This is a genomic window from Streptomyces niveus, assembly GCF_001723055.1.
GTDB lineage: Bacteria > Actinomycetota > Actinomycetes > Streptomycetales > Streptomycetaceae > Streptomyces > Streptomyces niveus.
In genome coordinates this window covers 23,228-45,633 of the sequence record NZ_MDCR01000010.1, presented here as the reverse complement: position 1 = coordinate 45,633, position 22,406 = coordinate 23,228, and the positions used below count along the sequence as shown (strand labels likewise).

Here is a 22,406-nt window from a genome sequence, read left to right as displayed (position 1 = left end):
CTATTTGAAGGCCACGTTGTAGAGACCGGCCGCGGCGGCGCCGCCGATGAGCGGGGCGACGACCGGGATCCAGGCGTACGTCCAGTCGGAGCCGCCCTTGTTGGGCAGCGGCAGCAGCGCGTGGACGATACGGGGGCCGAGGTCACGCGCCGGGTTGATCGCGTATCCGGTGGGGCCACCGAGCGAGAGACCGATGCCCACCACGACCAGCGCGGTGATCAGTACGCCCAGCACACCCAGGCCGTTGCCCTCGTCGTTCAGCCCCTGGGTGAGGATCGCGATGACCAGGGCAAAGGTGGCGATGATCTCGGTGAGCACGTTCTGCACGGTGTGCCGGATCTCCGGGCCCGTCGAGAAGATGCCCAGGACCGGACCGGCCTTGGGCGCCGCCTTCTGATCGACCAGACCCTCGGTCGCCGGTTGCCGGGCGAGGATCTCCTGGTCGGTCAGATGGGCCTTGAACTGCCCCATGTACGTCACCCAAACCAGGAAAGCGCCGATCATGGCGCCCAGCAACTCGCTCGCCATGTAGAGCGGCACATCGCTCCACTCCGTACCGCCGGATATCGCGAGTCCGAGGGTGACCGCGGGGTTCAGATGGGCGCCCGAGACACCCGCGGCGAGATACGCGCCGGTGAGGACCGCGAATCCCCATCCGAAGCTGATGGCGACCCAGCCCGCGTCGTGCGATTTGGAGCGCTTGAGGACGACGCCGGCCACCACGCCGCCACCGAGGAGGATCAGGAGAGCGGTTCCTACGGTCTCGCCTATGAAGATGTCGAAGTGTGACACCCAAGACTCCTTCGTCCAGGGGAAGGCGGACCAGCGGCTCGCACCGATGGTCCGAGCCCTCAGGTGAGGGCGTTGCCGGCCTCTGGCCTTGTCGTGCACACATGTTGACCCGTCGATCAATGTTCGACAATGCCGACCGCTGAACGGCAGTGTCATCCTGGGGTGAAGGAGTCGTCAAGGGCCCCGTCGCCGGAACCTTGTTCTTCTCAGATCATCGGCCCTGCGACTCAAAACCGCCCGGCGCCGACATCTCTGGACACCGAACGCGCACATTCGCGCACCGCCGTGATCAGCTCCGGACGAATCTCGCCGTCTTCGCACAGTCGTTCCACCGCTCCGGTGAGAGCTATGGCCCCGACCGGCATGCGCCGCCTGTCATGGATCGGGGCGGCCACCGCGGCCACCCCCTCCCACGTCTCCTCGACGTCCGCCGCCCATCCCCGCGACCGGGTGAGTTCGAGAATCGCCTCGAACTGCTCCAGATCGGTGACGGTGCGCGCGGTCAGCCGCTCCCGGGTGCCCCTGACCGCCTCGCCGCGGGCCACCGGGTCGTACGCCGCGAGCACCTTGCCCAGCGCCGTGGAGTGCAGCGGCTGCATCGCCCCCACCTCCAGCACCTGCCGGCTGTCGTCGGGCCGGAAGACGTGGTGCACGATCAGTACGCCCTCCAGGTGCAGCACCCCGACATGCACGCTCTCGCCGCTGGACCGCGCCAGGTCGTCCGTCCACACCAGGGCACGCGACCGCAGCTCGTGGACGTCCAGATAGCTGTTGCCCAGCCGCAGCAGCTCCGCCCCCAGCTGATAGCGGCCGGAGGCCGGATCCTGCTCCACGAAGCCCTCCTCCTGGAGGGTGCGCAGAATGCCGTGCGCCGTGCCCTTGGCCAGCCCGAGCGAGGAGGAGATGTCGGACAGGCCGAGCCTGCGCTCGCCGCCCGCCAGGAGCCGCAGTACTGCCGCCGCACGCTGGAGAGACTGGATACTCTTCGCCATCGGCCGGACCTCCGTTACACCAGTCGTTCGACAATGCTGAACATTATCGGTCCATGCCGACTCGCCGTTACGGACAGCGGATTCCCCACCGCCCGCTCCCCGCGCTCCGGGGCACGACCGTCCGCCCCGTGAAACGCGACGCCGTACGGAGCCGGGCACCGCTACCCTGGCCGGGTGCCCCTTCCACCGGAAGGCGCAAAGCCGACAGCCGTCGCATCCCCGGGAGTATCTTCATGGCCCCGTCCTCCAGCATTTCCGCCGACAGCCGGACCCGAATCGAAGCGCTCCGCGAAGCGCTGGCCACCCGTGTGGTGGTGGCGGACGGGGCGATGGGCACGATGCTTCAGGCGCAGGATCCGACGATGGAGGACTTCCAGGATCTGGAAGGCTGCAACGAGATCCTGAACGTGACGCGACCGGACATCGTGCGGTCGGTCCACGAGGAGTACTTCGCGGTCGGTGTCGACTGCGTGGAGACCAACACCTTCGGCACGAACTACGCCGCGCTCGCCGAGTACGACATCCCCGAGCGCGTCTTCGAACTCTCCGAGGCCGGCGCGCGGATCGCCCGCGAGGTCGCCGACGAGTTCACGCTCTCCACCGGACAGCAGCGCTGGGTGCTGGGCTCGATGGGCCCGGGAACGAAGCTGCCGACGCTGGGGCACGTGGACTACGTGACCCTGCGCGACGCCTACCAGCGCAACGCCGAAGGCATGATCGCCGGCGGCGCCGACGCGCTGCTGGTGGAGACGACCCAGGATCTGCTCCAGACCAAGGCCGCCGTCCTCGGAGCCCGCCGCGCGCTCGACGCCACCGGCGCGAAGCTGCCGGTCATCTGCTCGGTGACGGTCGAGACGACCGGCACCATGCTGCTGGGCTCCGAGATCGGGGCGGCCCTGACGGCGCTGGAGCCGCTGGGCATCGACATGATCGGTCTGAACTGCGCGACCGGCCCGGCCGAGATGAGCGAACACCTTCGCTATCTGGCCCAGCACTCACGTATCCCCCTCTCCTGCATGCCCAACGCCGGACTCCCCGTCCTCGGCAAGGACGGTGCGCACTATCCGCTGACCGCGGGTGAACTCGCCGACGCGCAGGAGACCTTCGTACGCGACTACGGACTGTCGCTGGTCGGCGGCTGCTGCGGTACGACTCCGGAACATCTGCGGCAGGTGGTGGAGCGGGTCCGGGGCGCCGAGGTGACGGAGCGGGTGGCGCGGCCGGAGCCGGGAGCCGCCTCGCTGTACCAGACGGTGCCGTTCCGGCAGGACACCTCGTACCTCGCGATCGGTGAGCGGACGAACGCCAACGGGTCGAAGAAGTTCCGGGAGGCGATGCTCGAAGGCCGCTGGGACGACTGTGTGGAGATGGCGCGCGCCCAGATCCGCGAGGGCGCCCATCTGCTCGACCTGTGTGTCGACTACGTCGGCCGTGACGGAGTCGCGGACATGGCGGAGCTGGCAGGCCGTTTCGCGACGGCCTCGACGCTGCCGATCGTGCTGGACTCCACCGAACTGCCGGTCCTGCGGGCGGGGTTGGAGAAGCTGGGCGGGCGTGCGGTCATCAACTCGGTGAACTACGAGGACGGTGACGGGCCGGAGTCCCGCTTCGTGAAGGTCACCGAACTGGCCGTCGAGCACGGCGCCGCGCTGATCGCCCTGACCATCGACGAGGAGGGGCAGGCCCGTACCCCCGAGCACAAGGTGGCCATCGCCGAGCGGCTGATCGCGGACCTGACGGGGAACTGGGGTGTGCACGAGTCGGACATCCTGATCGACACCCTCACCTTCACGATCTGCACGGGCCAGGAGGAGTCGCGCAAGGACGGGATCGCGACCATCGAGGCGATCCGCGAGCTGAAGCAACGCCACCCCGACGTGCAGACCACCCTGGGTCTGTCGAACATCTCCTTCGGCCTCAACCCGGCCGCCCGCATCGTGCTGAACTCGGTCTTCCTGGACGAGTGCGTGAAGGCGGGGCTGGATTCGGCGATCGTGCACGCGTCGAAGATCCTGCCGATCGCCCGGCTGGACGAGGAGCAGGTCAAGGTCGCGCTCGACCTGATCTACGACCGGCGCGCCGAGGGCTACGACCCGCTCCAGAAGCTGATGCAGCTGTTCGAGGGCGTCAACACCAAGTCGATGAAGGACGGCCGGGCCGAGGAACTGCTGGCGCTGCCCCTGAACGAGCGCCTGGAGCGGCGCATCATCGACGGCGAGAAGAACGGCCTGGAGGACGACCTCACCGCCGCCCTCGCCGAACGTCCGGCGCTGGAGATCGTCAACGACACCCTGCTGAACGGCATGAAGGTCGTCGGTGAGCTGTTCGGCTCCGGTCAGATGCAGCTGCCGTTCGTGCTCCAGTCGGCGGAGGTGATGAAGACGGCGGTGGCGTTCCTGGAGCCGCACATGGAGAAGTCCGACGACGACGGCAAGGGCACGATCGTCCTGGCCACCGTGCGCGGCGATGTGCACGACATCGGGAAGAACCTGGTCGACATCATCCTGTCCAACAACGGCTACACCGTGGTGAATCTGGGCATCAAGCAGCCCGTCTCCGCGATCCTCGAAGCCGCCGAGGAGCACCGGGCGGACGTCATCGGGATGTCGGGGCTGCTGGTGAAGTCCACGGTGATCATGAAGGAGAACCTTCAGGAGCTGAACCAGCGCAAGATGGCCGCCGACTTCCCCGTCATCCTCGGCGGTGCGGCCCTCACCCGCGCCTACGTCGAGCAGGACCTCCACGAGATCTACGAGGGCGAGGTCCGCTACGCCCGGGACGCGTTCGAGGGCCTGCGGCTGATGGACGCGCTGATCGGGATCAAGCGCGGCGTCCCCGGAGCCGTACTCCCCGAGCTGAAGCAGCGCCGCGTCAAGCCGGTCGCGGCGGCGGCAGTGGTGGAGGAGCACCCGGAGGAGGGCGCGGTGCGCTCCGACGTGTCGGTCACCAACCCGGTCCCCGAGCCGCCGTTCTGGGGCACCAGGGTCATCAAGGGCATCCAGCTCAAGGAGTACGCGTCCTGGCTGGACGAGGGCGCGCTGTTCAAGGGCCAGTGGGGGCTGAAGGAGGCCCGCAAGGGCGGACCGTCGTACGAGGAGCTGGTCGAGTCCGAGGGCCGGCCGCATCTGCGGGGCTGGCTGGAGAAGCTCCAGACCCAGAACCTCCTGGAGGCGGCCGTGGTCTACGGCTACTTCCCCTGTGTGTCCAAGGGCGACGACCTCATCCTGCTGGGCGAGGACGGCTCCGAGCGGACCCGTTTCACCTTCCCCCGCCAGCGCCGCGGCCGGCGCCTGTGCCTCGCGGACTTCTTCCGTCCCGAGGAATCCGGCGAAACCGACGTCGTCGGCCTCCAGGTGGTGACGGTCGGGTCCAGGATCGGCGCCGCGACCGCCGAGCTGTTCGAGAAGAACGCCTACCGCGACTACCTCGAACTGCACGGCCTGTCCGTCCAGCTCGCCGAAGCCCTCGCCGAGTACTGGCACGCCCGCGTCCGCTCCGAGCTGGGCTTCGCGGGGGAGGACCCGTCCGACGTCGAGGACATGTTCGCGCTGAAGTACCGGGGCGCCCGTTTCTCGCTCGGCTACGGCGCCTGCCCGAACCTGGAGGACCGCGCCAAGATCGCCGACCTCCTGGAGCCCGGCCGGATCGGGGTCGAGCTGTCCGAGGAGTTCCAGCTCCACCCCGAGCAGTCCACCGACGCGATCGTCATCCACCACCCGGAGGCGAAGTACTTCAACGCCCGATAAGGCACTGAACGCGCATTTCGCGAGGACAGGTCGTATGCTTGTCGGTCCAGTGTGGGCCGGTTGCCGGACCCGGCGGGATTCCCGTCAGGAAAGGCGACCGGCCTTCTCGTCCCTCTCGGAGGTGTGCCGGATGACCAGTACGGTTCCCGCGTCCATGACCCGTACAGCCGAAGGCTCGGCCCTTCAGGCCGTGCTGCTCGACATGGACGGCACCCTGGTCGACACCGAGGGCTTCTGGTGGGACACCGAGGTCGCCGTCTTCAAGGACCTCGGCCACACTCTCGACGACGCCTGGCGCGACGTGGTCGTCGGCGGGCCGATGACCAGGAGTGCGGGCTATCTCATCGAGGCCACCGGCGCCGACATCACCCTCGAAGAGCTGACCGTGCTGCTGAACGACCGCTTCGAGGAGCGCATCACCGTCGACGTGCCGCTGATGCCCGGAGCCGCCAGGCTGCTCGCCGAGCTGGCCCACCACGGCGTGCCCACGGCCCTGGTCTCCGCCTCCCACCGGCGCATCATCGACCGCGTGCTGCACTCCGTCGGACGCCACCACTTCGGCCTCACGGTGGCCGGTGACGAGGTGCTGAACACCAAGCCGCACCCCGACCCGTATCTGCGGGCCGCGAGCGGGCTGAGCGCCGCCCCGTCCAGATGCGCCGTCATCGAGGACACGGCGACCGGCGTCGCGTCCGCCGAGGCCGCGGGCTGCCGCGTGGTGGCCGTACCGTCCGTCGCGCCGATCGCCGCCGCCGCGGGACGGGTGATCGTGAACTCCCTCGAAGAGGTCGACCTGGTATTCCTACGTGGTCTGATGACGCACAAGCACTGATACGCACACAGAGCGTGGCCCCTGAAACTATCGAAAGTCGACGGGCATTGCGGTAAGCGCTTTCGGAGGTCATTTCGTTGATCATTTCGGCCCCCATCGTGGTGACCTGAGGGAAATGTGCGTGACGTTTGTCACGCTCCGTGCCTTCGGTGCCGGTGATCACGCCCGTTCCGCGCCCGTGGTCTGCCCGTTCGCCGCGCCGAATCGGGCGCCCATGTGTCCCGATTCATTACGTGATGTGTGGATCATTCTGGTGGGTCGATACCGCTTCACCTCTATTGCTGAACGCTTGGCGATTACGCGCGTACCAGGCCCGGTTCATAAGATCCGCGACCGCCGACTAACCTCATCGCGAGAACTTCGCCACCCGTTCGCCGCCTCAACGGTGTGTTCCGACGGTCAATCACGTCGCGAAATTCTCAACCACCGTTGTATCGCTCGGGGTTCGGATGAGGGAGTACGTCCAGGATGAAGCGCAAGAGTCTCGTGCTGCCGGTTGTGGCCGGTCTGCTCGCCCCGGTGCTCGTCGCCTGCGGCGGCTCGGACGGCTCGTCCGGCAGCGGTGACGCCATCGTCGTGGGCACGACGGACCAGTTCACCACCACCAAGGAGTCTCCGGCGCCCCTCGACCCGGCGTTCGCGTACGACACCGGCTCCTGGAACATCCTGCGCCAGTCCCTCCAGACCCTGATGCAGGTCCCGCGCGGCGGCGGCGCCCCGGTCCCCGAGGCCGCGTCCAACTGCCGGTTCTCCGACAACCAGAACGAGAGCTACCGCTGCGAGCTGCGCGACGGGCTCAAGTTCCCCGGCGGCGCCGACATCACCTCCAAGGACGTGAAGTTCTCCATCGAGCGGGTCCTCGACATCAACTCCGAGGCCGGCGCGGTCGGTCTGCTCGCGAACATCGACACGATCGAGACGCCCAGCGACGCCGAGGTCATCTTCCATCTGAAGACCCCCGACGCCACGTTCCCGTACAAGCTCTCGACGCCCATCGCCGGCATCGTCGACCCGGAGTCGTACGACGGCAACAAGCTCCGCGACGGCTTCGAGGTGAACGGCTCGGGCCCGTACAACTTCAAGGCCGAGGTGAAGGGCGACCGGATCGTCAAGGCCGTCTTCACCAAGAACGACTCGTACAAGGGCGACCTCAAGCTCCGCAACACCAAGGTCGAGCTGCGCTCGTACCCCGACGCCGCCGCCATGGGCAAGGCCCTCGACTCCGGCGAGATCGACGTGATGTCACGCACCATGTCGCCCGAGCAGATCGAGCAGATGGCCGCCCAGCCCAAGGACAGCATCGCGCTGACCGAGATGCCGGGGCTGGAGATCCGCTACCTCGCCTTCGACACCGACGAGCCCGCGGTGAAGGAGAAGGCGGTACGCCAGGCCGTCGCCGCCCTCGTGGACCGCGGCCAGATCGCCTCCGAGGTGTACGGCTCCACGGCCGAGCCGCTCTACTCGCTCATCCCGGCGACCGTCACGGCCCACACCAACTCGTTCTTCAACAAGTACGGCGAGCCCGACCGGGCCGAGGCCCAGCGGCTCCTCGAAGAGGCCGGGGTCCAGACGCCGGTGAAGTTCACCCTGAACTACACCACCGACCACTACGGCGAGGCCACGGTCAAGGAGTTCGAGACGCTCAAGAAGCAGCTCAACTCCAGCGGGCTCTTCGACGTCGACACCAAGGGCGCCGAGTGGTCGAAGTTCCGGCCCGCCCAGACGCGCGGTGACTACGCGGTCTACGGCATGGGCTGGTTCCCCGACTTCCCGGACCCGGACAGCTACATCGCGCCGTTCCTCGACACGGACAACTTCCTCAACGCGCCGTACGCCAACAAGAAGGTGATCGGGAACCTGATCCCGCAGTCACGCCGCGAGGCCGAGCGCAGCGCCGCCGCCAAGTCCTTCGTGGAGATACAGGACATCGTCGCCGAGGACGTGCCCGTCCTCCCGCTCTGGCAGGGCAAGCAGTACGTGGCCGCCGCCGACGACATCTCCGGTGTGGAGTGGGCCCTCAACCCCTCGGGCGAGCTGCTGTTCTGGGAGCTGGGCACCGGCAGCGCCGTCTGACCGGCCCGACCGTCGTACGGGAGAGGTCCCCGGCATCCAAGCGGTGCCGGGGACCTCTCTCTCGCGCAGCGACCGTTCGCGCCGAAGGACCCTACTGGGCGCCGGGGCGGACCAGACCGCTCTCGTACGCGTACACGGCCGCCTGGACGCGGTCACGCAGGCTCAGCTTCGTCAGCACATGCCCCACATGCGTCTTGACCGTGGTCTCGCTGACGAAGAGGTCCGCGGCGATCTCGGCGTTGGACAGCCCGCGCGCCACCAGCTTCAGCACCTCCACCTCGCGCTCGGTCAGCGTGTGCAAGGTGTCCGGCACCTGCTCGTCGCCCGACGGCAGATGGTCCGCGTACTTGTCGAGCAGCCTGCGCGTGATGCTCGGCGCCAGCATCGCCTCACCGGCGGCCACCACCCGGATCGCCTGCACCAGTTCGTTGGCGGGCGCGTCCTTGAGCAGGAAGCCGCTGGCCCCGGCGCGCAGCGCCTCCACCACGTACTCGTCCAGATCGAACGTCGTCAGCACCAGCACCTTCGCCGGGCCGTCCTTGCCGGGACCGGTGATCTGGCGGGTCGCCTCGACGCCGTCCATACGCGGCATACGGATGTCCATCAGCACGACGTCGGGCTGGAGCGCCCGGACCTGGTCGATGGCCTGCAGACCGTCCCCGGCCTCACCGACGACCGCGATGTCCTGCTCGGCCTCCAGGATCATCCGGAAGCCGGTGCGCAGCAGTGGCTGGTCATCGACCAGTAGGACGCGGATCGCCACGGGAACTCCTTCGATGGGACTGATCCCGGTCCATTCTGCCTTGAGCGCCCGCCCGTGACCGCGGCGGGCACACACCGCCCCGGCTAGGGCGTGTTTTGAAAGTCCCGTCTGGCTCACGGCGCCTGGCACGCACGCTCGCCGCGTTGTCGGAGTCGACCGAGTACGCCCAGTACGAGGTCGATCCTCCGCCTTGCGATCGCACGCACCAGACGCCGTGAGCCCCGCCCTTCGGGCGGACGACGCTACTTTCAAAACACGCCCTAAACCCCCTGAGCGGGCTCGGCGGAAACGGCCGCCTCAGCAGCGGGCACCACCGGCTCGGCGCTCCGCACCGGCGGCACCGGCAGCGGATACACCGGCGGCGTGCCACCGAACTCCGGACACACCGACCGGTGATCGCACCAGCCGCACAGCTTCGTCGGCCGGGGCCGCCAGTCACCCGTCTCCGTCGCCAGCCTGATCGCTTCCCACAGCGCCAGCAGCTTGCGCTCGATCCGCTCCAGATCGGCCACCACCGGGTCGTACGTCAGGACGTCCCCACTGCCCAGATAGACCAGCTGGAGCCGGCGTGGCACCACCTGTTTCAGCCGCCAGATCACCAGCGCGTAGAACTTCATCTGGAACAGCGCGCCCTCCGCGTACTCCGGACGGGGCGCCTTGCCCGTCTTGTAGTCCACGATCCGCACCTCGCCCGTCGGCGCCACATCCACCCGGTCGATCACCCCGCGCAGCCGCAGCCCCGACTCCAGCTCCGTCTCCACGAACAGCTCGCGCTCGGCCGGCTCAAGACGCGTCGGATCCTCCAGCGAGAACCACCGCTCCACCAACTGCTCGGCCTCCGCGAGCCAGCGCGTCAGCCGCTCGCCGCCCTCGTCCTGCGCGAACAGCTCGCCCAGCTCCGGCCGTGACTCCAACAGCCGGTCCCACTGCCCGGGAACCATCGACCTGGCGCGCGGCGCCGTACGCTCCACAGCGGGGTCGTCGAACAGTCTCTCCAGCACCGCGTGCACCAGCGTCCCGCGGGTCGCCGCCTCGCTCGGCTTCTCCGGCAGCTTGTCGATCACCCGGAACCGGTACAGCAGGGGGCACTGCATGAAGTCGCTCGCACGCGACGGCGACAGCGAGGAGGGCTGCTGACTCGTACTCATGACGCAGACCCTACGGCCCGCCACTGACAGCGAGCGGAATACCATCGACGTAAGACCCTCGCACACACCATCATCGAGCGAGCGACGGCGCCGCAACGAAGGGACGACGTGAAAAAGGACGACGAGAGCGGCGAGAGCAAGAGGCCGCGGTCCGGTCCTGAGGACGCGCCACCCGGTGGCAAGCGGAAGCGACCCGAAGACCCCGGCGGCGGAATCCTCATGGGCCGCCCCTTCGGCGTGCCCGTCTACGTCGCCCCCAGCTGGTTCCTCGTGGCCGCGCTCATCACCTGGGTCTTCGGCGGCCAGCTCGACCGCGTACTGCCCCACCTCGGCGGGGTCCGCTACCTCGTCGCGCTCTTCTTCGCCGTCGCCTTCTACGCCTCCGTACTCGTCCACGAACTGGCCCACACGGTCGTGGCGCTGCGCTACAAACTGCCCGTGCGCCGCATCCAGCTCCAGTTCTTCGGCGGCGTCTCCGAGATCGAGAAGGAGTCGGAGACCCCCGGCCGCGAGTTCATGCTCGCGTTCGTCGGCCCCCTGCTCTCCCTCGTCCTCGCCGGCTTCTTCTACCTCACGATGGCCGCCGTCGAGCCCGGCACCGTCCCCGGTGTCCTCCTCGCGGGCCTGATGATCTCCAACCTCATCGTCGCCGCCTTCAACCTGCTTCCCGGACTGCCGCTGGACGGCGGCCGGATGCTGCGCGCCGTCGTCTGGAAGATCACCGGCAAGCCCATGGCGGGCACCGTCGCCGCCGCCTGGGTCGGCCGGGCACTCGCCATCGCCGTCCTCATCGGCCTGCCGCTCCTCACCCACACCGGCGCCCTCGGCAACTCCACCAAGGACATCGGCGGCGTCGAGACCGTCACCGACGCACTCCTCGCCGCGATCCTCGCCGCGATCATCTGGACCGGGGCGGGCAACAGCCTGCGCATGGCCCGCCTCCGCGAACACCTGCCCGACCTGCGGGCCCGCGCCCTCACCCGGCGCGCCGTCCCCGTCGAATCGGCCACCCCCCTCTCCGAGGCGCTGCGCCGGGCCAACGAGGCCGGAGCCCGCGCACTCGTCGTCGTCGACGGACAGGGCGAACCGACCGCGCTGGTCCGCGAGGCCGCCATCGTCGGCGTCCCCACCCACCGCCGCCCCTGGGTCGCCGTCAGCGGCCTCGCCAACGACCTCACCGACGGCATGAAGGTCCCCGCCGAGCTGGCCGGAGAAGCCCTCCTCGACCGCCTCAGGGCCAACCCCGCCACCGAGTACCTCGTGGTCGAGGAGAGCGGCGAGATCTACGGAGTCCTGTCCACCGCCGACGTCGAACGGGCCTTCGTCGCCGCGATGGCCAGGCCCGACGCCAAGTAGCGCCGCCCCACGCCAGGTGAGGGAGCCTCAAAAGAAGCAGGTAGTCTGACCGCATGTCCGAACCGACCGGTGCCGCCCGTCGTCGCGGCCCCTTCAAGGTCGGGGACCAGGTCCAGCTCACCGACCCCAAGGGACGCCACTACACCTTCACGCTCGAAGCCGGGAAGAATTTCCACACCCACAAGGGTTCCTTCCCGCACGACGAGCTGATCGGTGCTCCCGAGGGCAGTGTTGTCCGCACCACGGGAAACGTCGCCTACCTCGCGCTGCGCCCCCTGCTCCCCGACTACGTCCTGTCCATGCCCCGCGGCGCCGCCGTGGTCTACCCCAAGGACGCGGGCCAGATCCTGGCCTTCGCCGACATCTTCCCCGGCGCCCGCATCGTCGAGGCCGGAGTGGGATCGGGCTCGCTCAGCAGCTTCCTGCTGCGCGCCATCGGTGACCAGGGCATGCTGCACTCCTACGAGCGCCGGCAGGACTTCGCCGACATCGCCAAGCAGAACGTGGAGCGCTACTTCGGCGGCCCCCACCCGGCCTGGCAGCTCACCGTCGGCGACCTCCAGGACAACCTCAGCGACACCGAGGTCGACCGTGTCATCCTCGACATGCTCGCGCCGTGGGAGTGCGTCGAACCAGTGTCGAAGGCCCTCGTGCCCGGCGGCATCCTCTGCGCGTACGTCGCCACCACCACCCAGCTCGCCCGCACCGTCGAGACCATCCGCGAGCACGGCTCCTTCAACGAGCCCGCCGCCTGGGAGTCGATGGTCCGCAACTGGCACGTCGAAGGACTCGCCGTCCGCCCCGACCACCGCATGATCGGCCACACGGGCTTCCTCATCACCGCCCGGCGCCTCGCCGACGGTGTGGAGCCGCCCCTGCGCCGTCGCCGCCCCTCCAAGGGCGCGTACGGCGACGACTACGACGGCCCCGGAAGCGGCAGCGGCTCGCGGGACTGAGCCGGCGTCACCCCCGCAACACGACGGCGCCGCCGCCGAGTTCACGTCCACCCGACACGAACTCGGCGGCGGCGACTTTACGTTGGCCTTACAGACCCCGCTGTTCCACCCCACTGTGACGTGTGGCACCATTCACGCCACCCCCACCGGCACTGCCTTCACAGGAGACACCGCGTGCAGCTCTCCGACGTCCCGGACCTCGCGCACACCCGGCCGCGTTCCGTGCACTGGCTCGCCACGGCCACCGCGATGGCCGCCGTGGTGGCCGCCGCCGGTCTGCTCCAGCCCGACGCCGCCACCGCCAACCAGTCGGGCTCCGGACCCGCCGGACGGACCGCCCCGAAGACGGCACCGCAGCCCGCACCGGACACCGCCGCCGTCGACTTCCCGCTCGAATGCGGTGGCGCGAAAGCCCTCGTCACCAAGGAAGCCACCGGAGACCTCGACGGCGACGGCCGCCCCGAGACCGTGGCCGCCGCACGCTGCGACGCCGGCTCCGGAACCCCGCCCAACGGCGTGTACGTCCTCACCGCCGGCAAGGACGCGGGCGCACCCCGCATCGTGGCCACCCTCGTCGACCCCGCCGACCGGCAGAGCGTCGCCGACCTGGAGATAAGCGACGGCGTCGTCCGCGCACGGCTCCTCGGCTACTCGGGCCCGGACGTCCCCGCCTGCTGCCCCGACGAGGACCAGCGGCTCACCTGGCAGTGGAAGAACGGCGCCTTCGTACGAAGCGCCCAGAACGAGTCACGGAGCGTCTGACCACCTCGCGCCCCGTGACCGCCCGGTCCGGTACGCCGACGGCGTAACCGGCACTCACCCGGCCGCCGGAACACTCACTCCGCGTCGGGCCCGTACACCTCGACGCTGTCCGAGACGCGCCGCACATGAATGCAGTCACCCGGGCATTCCTTCGCCGAGTCGACGACGTCCTTCAGAATCGGCAGCGGCACACGCGTCGTCGCACCGGGCGCCTGGAGAAGCTCGTCGTCCGCGCTCTTCACATACGCCAGCCCGTCGATGTCCAGCTCGAAGACATCGGGCGCGTACTGCGCGCAGATGCCGTCCCCGGTACACAGGTCCTGGTCGATCCAGACCTCCAGCGGCTCGCCGCCCTCGGTGACTGCGTCGCTCGGAGCCTGCTGCTGCACGGTCATATCTCCTGCCGTTTCCTGCGTCGGACGATGCAATCACGGGCAAGTCACGCCAGCCCTGACGGGTGTTGAACACTCCGACGATACAACCGGCCGCTTTCCGATGTTGAACGGTGGGTATTCCCCTGGCGTGAGGGAGAGCGCAAGGGTGAAGATCGGACACGCCCCGACAGTCTTTGTGATCTAGGGGTTTTAATCACCACCTACCCAGGTAGGGTCAGGAAGCGTCCAGCTCCCCTTGGAGGAGGTGAGGACCGTGGCAGCCCACGACGACAACAACCGCGGCATCCGGCCCGGACGAGGGTCCGAAGACCCGGCCGGCCAGGTTGCCTATCTTGAGCAGGAAATCGCCGTCCTGCGACGTAAGCTCGCCGACTCTCCGCGTCATACGAGAATTCTCGAAGAGCGGATCGTCGAACTGCAGACAAACCTGGCAGGCGTGTCCGCACAGAACGAGCGGCTCGCCAATACGCTGCGTGAGGCCCGCGACCAGATCGTGGCCCTGAAGGAAGAGGTCGACCGGCTCGCACAGCCGCCGGCCGGCTTCGGTGTCTTCCTGCACGCCAACGAGGACGGCACGGCCGACATCTTCACCGGGGGCCGCAAGCTCCGGGTGAACGTCAGCCCCGGCGTCGAGCTCGAAGAGCTCCGGCGCGGCCAGGAAGTCATGCTCAACGAGGCCCTCAACGTGGTCGAGGCCATGGAGTTCGAGCGGGCCGGAGACATCGTCACCCTCAAGGAGATCCTTGAGGACGGCGAACGTGCCCTGGTCGTCGGACACACCGACGAGGAACGGGTGGTACGCCTCGCCGAGCCCCTGCTCGACATCAACATCCGCGCGGGCGACGCCCTCCTGCTCGAACCGCGCTCCGGGTACGTCTACGAAGTGGTCCCCAAGAGCGAGGTCGAAGAGCTCGTCCTCGAAGAAGTCCCGGACGTCGACTACAGCAAGATCGGCGGCCTCGGCGGCCAGATCGAGATGATCCGCGACGCGGTCGAGCTCCCGTATCTCTACCCGGACCTCTTCAAAGAGCACGAACTGCGCCCGCCCAAGGGCATCCTGCTGTACGGCCCTCCCGGCTGCGGCAAGACGCTCATCGCCAAGGCCGTGGCCAACTCCCTCGCCAAGAAGGTCGCCGAAGTCAGCGGCCGGCCCGCCGGGAAGAGCTACTTCCTCAACATCAAGGGTCCCGAGCTTCTCAACAAGTACGTCGGCGAGACCGAGCGGCACATCCGCCTCGTCTTCCAGCGTGCCCGTGAGAAGGCCAGCGAGGGCACCCCCGTCATCGTCTTCTTCGACGAGATGGAATCCCTCTTCCGCACCCGCGGATCCGGCGTCAGCTCGGACGTGGAGAACACCATCGTCCCCCAGCTGCTCGCCGAGATCGACGGTGTGGAGGGCCTGGAGAACGTCATCGTCATCGGCGCCTCCAACCGCGAGGACATGATCGACCCGGCGATCCTGCGCCCCGGCCGGCTCGACGTGAAGATCAAGATCGAGCGTCCCGACGCGGAAGCGGCGAAGGACATCTTCGCGAAGTATCTGCGGTCCTCGCTGCCTCTCCACGAAGACGACCTCTCCGAACACAAGGGCTCGCCCGAGTCCACCGTGCAGGGCATGATCCAGTCGGTCGTCGAGCGGATGTACACCGAATCCGAGGAGAACCGCTTCCTCGAAGTCACGTACGCCAACGGCGACAAGGAAGTCCTCTACTTCAAGGACTTCAACTCCGGCGCGATGATCCAGAACATCGTCGACCGGGCCAAGAAGATGGCGATCAAGGACTTCCTCGACGAGAACCAGCGAGGACTCCGCGTCAACCACCTCCTCCAGGCCTGCGTGGACGAGTTCAAGGAGAACGAGGACCTGCCCAACACCACCAACCCCGACGACTGGGCCCGCATCTCCGGCAAGAAGGGCGAGCGGATCGTCTTCATCCGCACCCTCGTCACCGGAAAACAGGGCGCGGACACCGGACGCTCCATCGACACGGTGGCCAACACCGGGCAGTACCTGTAAGGAACAGACCGGCTGCGGATGTCCGGACGGGCATCCGCAGCCGGTTGCTTTCCCCCTACCTTTCACGACACCAGGCCAATGACGGAAACGATCTCCCCACCAGTGCAGAGGCGCTTTAGGCTCTTCGGTACCGCCGCGGCGCGCAGTGCGGGGACGGGCATCGCACACGCACCGGAGAGACAGCGGTACTTGAGCGCCGTTCCCGAAGGGGAGCGCCGCCGGGCAAGGAGGGCCGCATGACCGTACGGCGAGTAATGGGCATCGAGACGGAGTACGGGATCTCCGTCCCCGGCCAACCGAACGCCAATGCCATGCTCACCTCGTCCCAGATCGTCAACGCCTACGCGGCGGCGATGCACCGGGCGCGCCGCGCCCGCTGGGACTTCGAGGAGGAGAACCCGCTGCGGGACGCACGAGGCTTCGACCTCGCCCGCGAGGCCGCCGAGTCCAGCCAGCTCACCGACGAGGACATCGGGCTGGCCAATGTGATCCTCACCAACGGGGCGCGGCTCTACGTCGACCACGCGCACCCCGAATACAGCTCACCGGAGATCACCAACCCGCGTGACGCCGTCCTGTGGGACAAGGCCGGCGAGCGCATCATGGCCGAGGCCGCCGAGCGCGCCGGACAGCTGCCGGGCGCCCAGCCGATCCTTCTTTACAAGAACAACACCGACAACAAGGGCGCCTCGTACGGCACGCACGAGAACTACCTGATGAAGCGGGAGACCCCGTTCTCGGACATCGTGCGCCACCTGACGCCGTTCTTCGTCTCACGCCAGGTCGTCACCGGCGCGGGCCGCGTCGGCATCGGCCAGGACGGCCATGAACACGGCTTCCAGATCAGCCAGCGAGCGGACTACTTCGAGGTCGAGGTCGGTCTGGAGACCACCCTCAAACGGCCCATCATCAACACCCGGGACGAGCCGCACTCCGACGCCGAGAAGTACCGCAGGCTCCATGTGATCATCGGCGACGCGAATCTCTCGGAGATCTCCACCTATCTCAAGCTCGGGACGACCTCCCTGGTCCTGTCCATGATCGAGGACGGGTTCATCAACGTCGACCTGGCCGTCGACCAGCCCGTACGCACCCTCCACCAGGTGTCGCACGACCCGTCCCTGGCCCAGCTGGTCACGCTCCGCAGCGGCCGGACACTCACCGCCGTACAACTCCAGATGGAGTACTTCGAACTGGCCCGCAAATACGTCGAGGAGCGCTACGGCGCCGACGCCGACGAGCAGACCAGGGACGTACTGGGCCGTTGGGAGGACACCCTCAACCGCCTGGAGAACGACCCGATGAGCCTGTCGGGCGAACTGGACTGGGTCACGAAGAAGGAGATCCTGGAGGGCTACCGCCGCCGTGACGCCCTGGAGTGGGACGCGGCTCGGCTGCACCTGGTGGATCTCCAGTACTCGGACGTACGCCCCGAGAAGGGTCTGTACAACCGTCTGGTGGCCCGCGGCAGGATGACCAGGCTCCTGGACGAACCGGACGTCGAACGGGCCGAGACGAAGCCCCCTGAGGACACCCGCGCCTACTTCCGGGGCCGCTGTCTGGAGCAGTACGCGGACGACGTGGCCGCCGCCTCCTGGGACTCGGTCATCTTCGACCTGCCGGGCCGGGACTCGCTCCAGCGGGTACCGACCCTGGAACCCCTCCGGGGCACCCGTAACCATGTGAAGGCGCTCCTGGACCGGTGCCGTACGGCCGAAGACCTGGTCCGGGTGCTCTCGGGCGGCTGAAATGGTCCCGGTGCGGGAATCATGGAGATGGCCCCCGGACGTTCCAAGAACTGCGGGGCCGATGTCGGACCCTGCTTGTAGGGTCGGATCTTGAAGGTCACATCGAGCGGGGCAACCGAGCGGGGTGAGGGATATGGCGACCAAGGACACCGACGGCGGGCAGCAGAAGGCGACGCGTTCCACGCAGGACGTGGAGGAGCAGACCGAGGACGTTCAGCAGTCCGAGGACCTCAAGGAACGCCAGGAGAAACTGTCGGACGACGTGGACTCCGTCCTGGACGAGATCGACGACGTACTCGAGGAGAATGCCGAGGACTTCGTGAGGTCCTTCGTTCAGAAGGGCGGACAGTAGTCACGGATGTGACCGCGGGCTGAAGGGGTGCTCCCGAGCTGGGGAGCACCCTCCCCGCAGGCGTGACGAGATCTTCTCGCCCCCCGGCGGGTATCCACGTCATCCGTCACGCCGCTCCCGCCGCGCAGGTGGATCACTGCCGCCGGACGGGTAGGGTCCGAGGCGTACTGTGCTTCAACTGCAATTCGGCCATTGGCAAGTTGGGGGATGTTCACCCTGCGCCGTGCCATCGCATACCTGGAGGGAAACGCGTGGAAGCCAACACTCGTAGCACCGGGCGTCTGCCGGCTGCCTTCCTGACGCCCGGGTCCGCCTCGTTCATGGACTTCCTGTCCGTCCACTCGCCGGAGATCCTGCCCGGCAACCGGGTCCTGCCGCCCGTCCAGGGCGCGATCGAGGCGCCGCACGGGACGACGATCGTCGCCGTGACGTTCGACGGCGGGGTCATCCTCGCCGGTGACCGGCGGGCGACCATGGGCAACATGATCGCGCAGCGCGACATCGAGAAGGTCTTCCCGGCCGACGAGTACTCGGCCGTGGGTATCGCCGGTACGGCGGGCCTCGCGGTGGAGATGGTGAAGCTGTTCCAACTGGAGCTGGAGCACTTCGAGAAGGTCGAGGGCGCGCAGCTCTCGTTCGAGGGCAAGGCCAACCGGCTGTCCACCATGATCCGGAGCAATCTCGCCATGGCGATGCAGGGCCTGGCGGTGGTCCCGCTGTTCGCCGGCTGGGACGTGGACCGCGGGCAGGGACGTATCTTCTCGTACGACGTCACCGGCGGCCGTTCGGAGGAGCACGGGTACGCGTCGACGGGTTCGGGTTCACTCTTCGCGCGCGGTTCGATGAAGAAGCTGTTCCGTGAGGGGCTGACGGAGGAGCAGGCCATCACCCTCGTCATCCAGGCGCTGTACGACGCTGCCGACGACGATTCGGCGACCGGTGGTCCGGATGTCGCGCGCAAGATCTACCCGATCGTCAACATCATGAGTGACGAGGGCTTCCGGCGGGTCACCGACGAGGAGTCCTCGCAGGTCGCCCGTTCGATCATCGAGCGCCGGCTGGCGCAGCCGGACGGCCCGCGCGCCGAGTTGCTCTGACGCCCGGCGTCCGCTGAATAGACATGTCACTGACAGGAAGGGACGGATAGCCGGTGTCGACGCCGTTCTATGTCTCACCCCAGCAGGCCATGGCCGACCGGGCGGAGTACGCCCGCAAGGGCATCGCCCGCGGTCGCAGCCTGGTTGTGCTGCAGTACGCCGACGGCATCGTCTTCGTCGGCGAGAACCCGTCCCGCGCTCTGCACAAGTTCAGCGAGATCTACGACCGGATCGGGTTCGCCGCCGCCGGCAAGTACAACGAGTACGAGAATCTGCGCATCGGCGGTGTGCGGTACGCGGATCTGCGCGGATACACCTACGACCGCGACGATGTGACGGCCCGTGGGCTGGCCAACGTGTACGCGCAGACGCTGGGCACGATCTTCTCCAGTGCCGGCGAGAAGCCGTACGAGGTGGAGCTGGTCGTCGCCGAGGTGGGAGCGACGGCCGACGGGGACCAGATCTACCGGTTGCCGCACGACGGGTCGATCGTCGACGAGCACGGCTCGGTGGCCGTGGGTGGCAACTCCGAGCAGATCAGCACGTTCCTGGACCAGCAGCACCGGGACGGGATGTCGCTCGCCGAGGCGCTGAAGCTGGCCGTGCAGGCGCTGTCGCGGGACACGAACGGCAGTGAGCGGGAGATTCCCGCCGAGCGGCTGGAGGTGGCGGTTCTGGACCGCACCCGGCCGCAGGAGCGGAAGTTCAAGCGTGTCGTCGGCCGTCAGCTGGAGCGGCTGCTGGAGGCGGACGGCGCGGCGTCCACGCCGACGGACGCGCCTTCCGACACCGAGGAGTCCGGGTCCGGCGACGCCGGGAAGTGAGTCGCGCGATTCCTGCGGTGCCCCGGACCGACACGGTCCGGGGCACCGGTGCGTCCGAGGGTGTCAGGCCCCCGGCGGGGGAGCGGTCGAGCCGCGGATCACCAGCGAGACGGGCAGCACGGTGTTCTCGGGCTCGCGTCCGTCCAGGATGGCGAGGAGCGCCGACATCCCGTGCTCGCCGACCTGTTCGGCGGGCAGGCGCACCGTGGTCAGCTCCGGCTCCACCGCCGTCGCGAGGGCCAGGTCGTCGAAGCCCGTGACGGAGACGTCGTCGGGCACCCGCAGCCCGAGTTTCCGTACGGCCTTCACGGCACCGGCCGCCAGCACGTCGCTGTCGCAGATCAGGGCCGTGGGCCGAGGCCCCGGGCCGCTGAGCGCCCGCTCCGCCGCCTCACGCGCCGCGTGCACCTCCAGGGCCGACGGCACGGTGCGTACGAGCGCACCGGGCACGCCTCGTACGGCCTCGGCCAGCGTGTCGGCCCGGACGGTGAACGTCCACGAGGTGACCGCGGAGGCGAGGTGGGTGATACGGCGGTGGCCGAGGCCGAGCAGATGGTCCGTCACCTGTCGCATGGCGTCGGCGATGTCGAGGTTCACGTGCGCGGCGGCGCCGGACCCGGCCGGGTCGCTGTCGAGCATGACCAGGGGCAGATCGGTGCCGCGGATCGCGGCGAGTGCCTCCGAGGCGATGGACGAGGCGATGACCCCGTCCAGTGCCGCCCGGGCGGAGGCGAACGGGTCCTTGGCGGGGCCGACGCCTTCCGGTGAGGGGTAGAGGACCACGCCGAAGCTGTGCTCGGCGGCGACGGACGCGGCGCCGGTGTAGACGCGGGCGAAGAACTCGTGGGTGAGCGCGGGGACCACCAGCAGGGCCGTTCTGGTGCGGCCGAGGCGGAGGTTGCGGGCGGCGAGGTTGGGCCGGTAGCCGAGTTCGCGCGCGGTGTTCCTGACGAGCCCGGCCGTGCGTTCGGAGACGCGGCCCCGCCACTTGTCGCCGAGCACGAGGGACACGGTGGCCTGGGACACCCCGGCGGCCTGCGCGACGTCTCTGCTGGTCGGCCTGGGGGGGCGCGTGGCCGTGCCGGGACCGGGCCGGTCCGTACGGGGCGGCTCTGCCATGGGTGTCGTCCTTCGTGGTGACTGTCGCGGACCGGGGGGTGGCCGACCGCGTGGCCGTCAAGTCGGTGGACCCGCGGGCTGCGGACATGGTACGTATGACGCCAGAAGTTATACGTAACACGTCGTCGTGCCGGGTGAACCGGGCGAGAGAAGGGGGACTCATGGCCGCCGGCTATGTGGAGATTCTCAAAGCACCGCACGCGGCACGGCTGCTCACCGGCACGCTCGTCGGACGGCTGCCCAGCGCCACCGGTCATATCGCCATCGTCCTGTTCACCCGCGACGCCGGCGGCAGCTACACCCTCGCGGGCGCCCTGACGGCCGTCTACGGACTCGCCACCGCGATGGGCCAGCCGCTCCTCGGCCGCGCCGTGGACCTGGTCGGCCAGCCGCGCGTGCAGCTCCCCGCCGCTGTTCTCTCCGCCCTCGGCACGGTCCTCCTCGCCGGCACGGGGATCGACCCGCTGCCCCTGGCCTTCGCGGCGGTGGTCGTCGCGGGCCTCTTCACCCCGCCGCTCGAAGGCGGTCTGCGGGCCCTGTGGCCGAGCGTCCTCGGCCGTGAGGACCGGGTGCACCGGGCGTACGCCATGGACGCCGTGGCGCAGGAGGTGATGTTCACGGCGGGACCGCTGCTCGTCACGCTCCTCGTCTCCCTCTGGTCCCCGGCCGCCGCGCTCCTGGTCATCAACGCCATCGGCGTCCTCGGCGCGCTCACGGTGGTGCTGTCCAAGCCCTCACGCGCGTGGCGTTCCGCGCCCCGGGAGGCGCACTGGCTCGGCGCCCTGCGCTCGCCGGGACTCCTCGCGCTCCTCGCCGCCTTCCTCTTCATCGGCCTGGCGCTCGGCTCGATCACCGTCGCCGGTGTCGCGTACGCGGACGACCAGGGCCGCGAGTCGGTGTACGGCTGGCTGATGGCGGCCCTCGGTCTCGGCGCGCTGGTGGGTGGTCTCGCGTACGGAGCGCGGCAGTGGACCGGCACCCCCGAGCGCAGGCTCCTGTGGATCACCGCGCTGCTCGCGGCCGGCTATCTGCCCCTGACGCTCACCCCGGGCGTGGTGGCGATGACCGGCCTCGCCGCGCTCTCGGGGGTCTTCCTGGCGCCCGCGCTGGCCTGCGCGTTCATCGTGGTCGACCGGCACGCGCCGCGCGGCACGGTCACGGAGGCGTTCTCGTGGCTCGTGACGACCTTCGGTGTCGGCACCGCGTTCGGTACGGGAGTGGCAGGCCCGGCCGTCGAACTGGGCGGGACCTCGGCGAGCTTCGCCGTCGCGGGGGCGGGCGGTGTCGCCGCGCTGCTGGTCCTGCTGGCCACCCGCGGGGTCCTCGCAGCTCCCGGCGGTGGTACCGGGAGCGACCCCGCGGAGGCGGTCGGTTACGAAAATGATCGCAACGGTGCGGCCCAACACGGTTTCAGCTCAGGCCATCAGGCGTAAT

The 22,406-nt window shown here is 68.7% G+C and carries 18 protein-coding genes and 1 pseudogene; 13 read left to right on the top strand and 6 right to left on the bottom strand.

All coding sequences use genetic code 11. From position 1 onward, the window contains the following. Positions 1–792 (bottom strand): MIP/aquaporin family protein, encoded by a 792-nt coding sequence (locus tag BHU15_RS01635; RefSeq protein ID WP_069625508.1) that lies wholly within the window; start codon positions 790–792, stop codon positions 1–3. A 227-nt stretch (positions 793–1,019) separates the two neighbouring features. Further along, positions 1,020–1,784 carry an IclR family transcriptional regulator gene (locus tag BHU15_RS01630; protein ID WP_069625507.1) on the bottom strand — a complete coding sequence of 255 codons (765 nt, stop codon included), beginning with the start codon at positions 1,782–1,784 and terminating at the stop codon, positions 1,020–1,022. A gap of 233 nt (positions 1,785–2,017) precedes the next feature. Between BHU15_RS01630 and metH the strand changes: the two genes are divergently transcribed. From metH to BHU15_RS01615, 3 genes are all read left to right on the top strand, one after another. After that, the gene (metH, locus tag BHU15_RS01625; protein WP_069625506.1) at positions 2,018–5,530 is read left to right on the top strand and encodes a methionine synthase; all 3,513 of its coding nucleotides are present in this window, start codon (positions 2,018–2,020) and stop codon (positions 5,528–5,530) included. 130 nt (positions 5,531–5,660) lie between these two features. Beyond that, the gene (locus BHU15_RS01620; protein ID WP_069625505.1) at positions 5,661–6,362 is read left to right on the top strand and encodes an HAD family hydrolase; all 702 of its coding nucleotides are present in this window, start codon (positions 5,661–5,663) and stop codon (positions 6,360–6,362) included. 468 nt (positions 6,363–6,830) lie between these two features. After that, positions 6,831–8,435: an ABC transporter substrate-binding protein gene (locus tag BHU15_RS01615; protein WP_069625504.1), complete on the top strand. Its 1,605-nt coding sequence runs from the start codon at positions 6,831–6,833 to the stop codon at positions 8,433–8,435. Between the two features lie 91 nt (positions 8,436–8,526). Here BHU15_RS01615 and BHU15_RS01610 read toward each other — a convergent pair whose 3' ends face one another. After that, positions 8,527–9,198 carry a response regulator gene (locus BHU15_RS01610; RefSeq protein ID WP_023542799.1) on the bottom strand — a complete coding sequence of 224 codons (672 nt, stop codon included), beginning with the start codon at positions 9,196–9,198 and terminating at the stop codon, positions 8,527–8,529. Positions 9,199–9,458: 260 nt separating this feature from the next. Further along, positions 9,459–10,346 carry a RecB family exonuclease gene (locus BHU15_RS01605; RefSeq protein ID WP_247748590.1) on the bottom strand — a complete coding sequence of 296 codons (888 nt, stop codon included), beginning with the start codon at positions 10,344–10,346 and terminating at the stop codon, positions 9,459–9,461. Between the two features lie 108 nt (positions 10,347–10,454). Here BHU15_RS01605 and BHU15_RS01600 point away from each other — a divergent pair, with 108 nt between their 5' ends. From BHU15_RS01600 to BHU15_RS01590, 3 genes are all read left to right on the top strand, one after another. Continuing rightward, positions 10,455–11,702 carry a site-2 protease family protein gene (locus tag BHU15_RS01600; protein ID WP_031232114.1) on the top strand — a complete coding sequence of 416 codons (1,248 nt, stop codon included), beginning with the start codon at positions 10,455–10,457 and terminating at the stop codon, positions 11,700–11,702. Positions 11,703–11,755: 53 nt separating this feature from the next. Continuing rightward, positions 11,756–12,658, top strand: a complete 903-nt coding sequence (locus BHU15_RS01595; RefSeq protein WP_023542802.1) for a tRNA (adenine-N1)-methyltransferase — start codon at positions 11,756–11,758, stop codon at positions 12,656–12,658. A gap of 174 nt (positions 12,659–12,832) precedes the next feature. Continuing rightward, positions 12,833–13,420, top strand: a complete 588-nt coding sequence (locus BHU15_RS01590) for a hypothetical protein (RefSeq protein ID WP_069625502.1) — start codon at positions 12,833–12,835, stop codon at positions 13,418–13,420. A gap of 74 nt (positions 13,421–13,494) precedes the next feature. On the opposite strand, the gene BHU15_RS01585 is transcribed toward BHU15_RS01590, so the two are convergent. Then, positions 13,495–13,815, bottom strand: a complete 321-nt coding sequence (locus BHU15_RS01585) for a ferredoxin (RefSeq protein WP_023542804.1) — start codon at positions 13,813–13,815, stop codon at positions 13,495–13,497. 253 nt (positions 13,816–14,068) lie between these two features. Between BHU15_RS01585 and arc the strand changes: the two genes are divergently transcribed. The 6 genes and pseudogenes from arc (at position 14,069) to prcA (ending at position 19,853) form a co-directional block, all read left to right on the top strand. Then, positions 14,069–15,832, top strand: a complete 1,764-nt coding sequence (gene arc / locus BHU15_RS01580) for a proteasome ATPase (protein ID WP_031232116.1) — start codon at positions 14,069–14,071, stop codon at positions 15,830–15,832. Between the two features lie 236 nt (positions 15,833–16,068). Further along, positions 16,069–17,580, top strand: coding sequence for a depupylase/deamidase Dop (gene dop / locus BHU15_RS01575; RefSeq protein WP_078494398.1), 1,512 nt, complete (start codon positions 16,069–16,071; stop codon positions 17,578–17,580). 133 nt (positions 17,581–17,713) lie between these two features. Continuing rightward, the gene (locus tag BHU15_RS01570; RefSeq protein WP_069625501.1) at positions 17,714–17,932 is read left to right on the top strand and encodes a ubiquitin-like protein Pup; all 219 of its coding nucleotides are present in this window, start codon (positions 17,714–17,716) and stop codon (positions 17,930–17,932) included. Positions 17,933–17,994: 62 nt separating this feature from the next. Further along, a pseudogene (locus BHU15_RS42070) lies at positions 17,995–18,096 on the top strand (hypothetical protein); the annotation flags it as partial. Between the two features lie 87 nt (positions 18,097–18,183). After that, positions 18,184–19,029, top strand: a complete 846-nt coding sequence (gene prcB / locus BHU15_RS01565; RefSeq protein ID WP_069625500.1) for a proteasome subunit beta — start codon at positions 18,184–18,186, stop codon at positions 19,027–19,029. A 53-nt stretch (positions 19,030–19,082) separates the two neighbouring features. Beyond that, positions 19,083–19,853 carry a proteasome subunit alpha gene (gene prcA, locus BHU15_RS01560; RefSeq protein ID WP_069625499.1) on the top strand — a complete coding sequence of 257 codons (771 nt, stop codon included), beginning with the start codon at positions 19,083–19,085 and terminating at the stop codon, positions 19,851–19,853. Between the two features lie 63 nt (positions 19,854–19,916). Here the strand turns inward: prcA and BHU15_RS01555 are convergent, their stop codons facing one another. Then, positions 19,917–20,972 (bottom strand): LacI family DNA-binding transcriptional regulator, encoded by a 1,056-nt coding sequence (locus BHU15_RS01555; protein ID WP_069625498.1) that lies wholly within the window; start codon positions 20,970–20,972, stop codon positions 19,917–19,919. Between the two features lie 161 nt (positions 20,973–21,133). Between BHU15_RS01555 and BHU15_RS01550 the strand changes: the two genes are divergently transcribed. After that, complete coding sequence (locus tag BHU15_RS01550) at positions 21,134–22,405, top strand: MFS transporter (protein WP_069625497.1); 1,272 nt, start codon at positions 21,134–21,136, stop codon at positions 22,403–22,405. The last annotated feature ends 1 nt before the right edge of the window (position 22,406 follow it).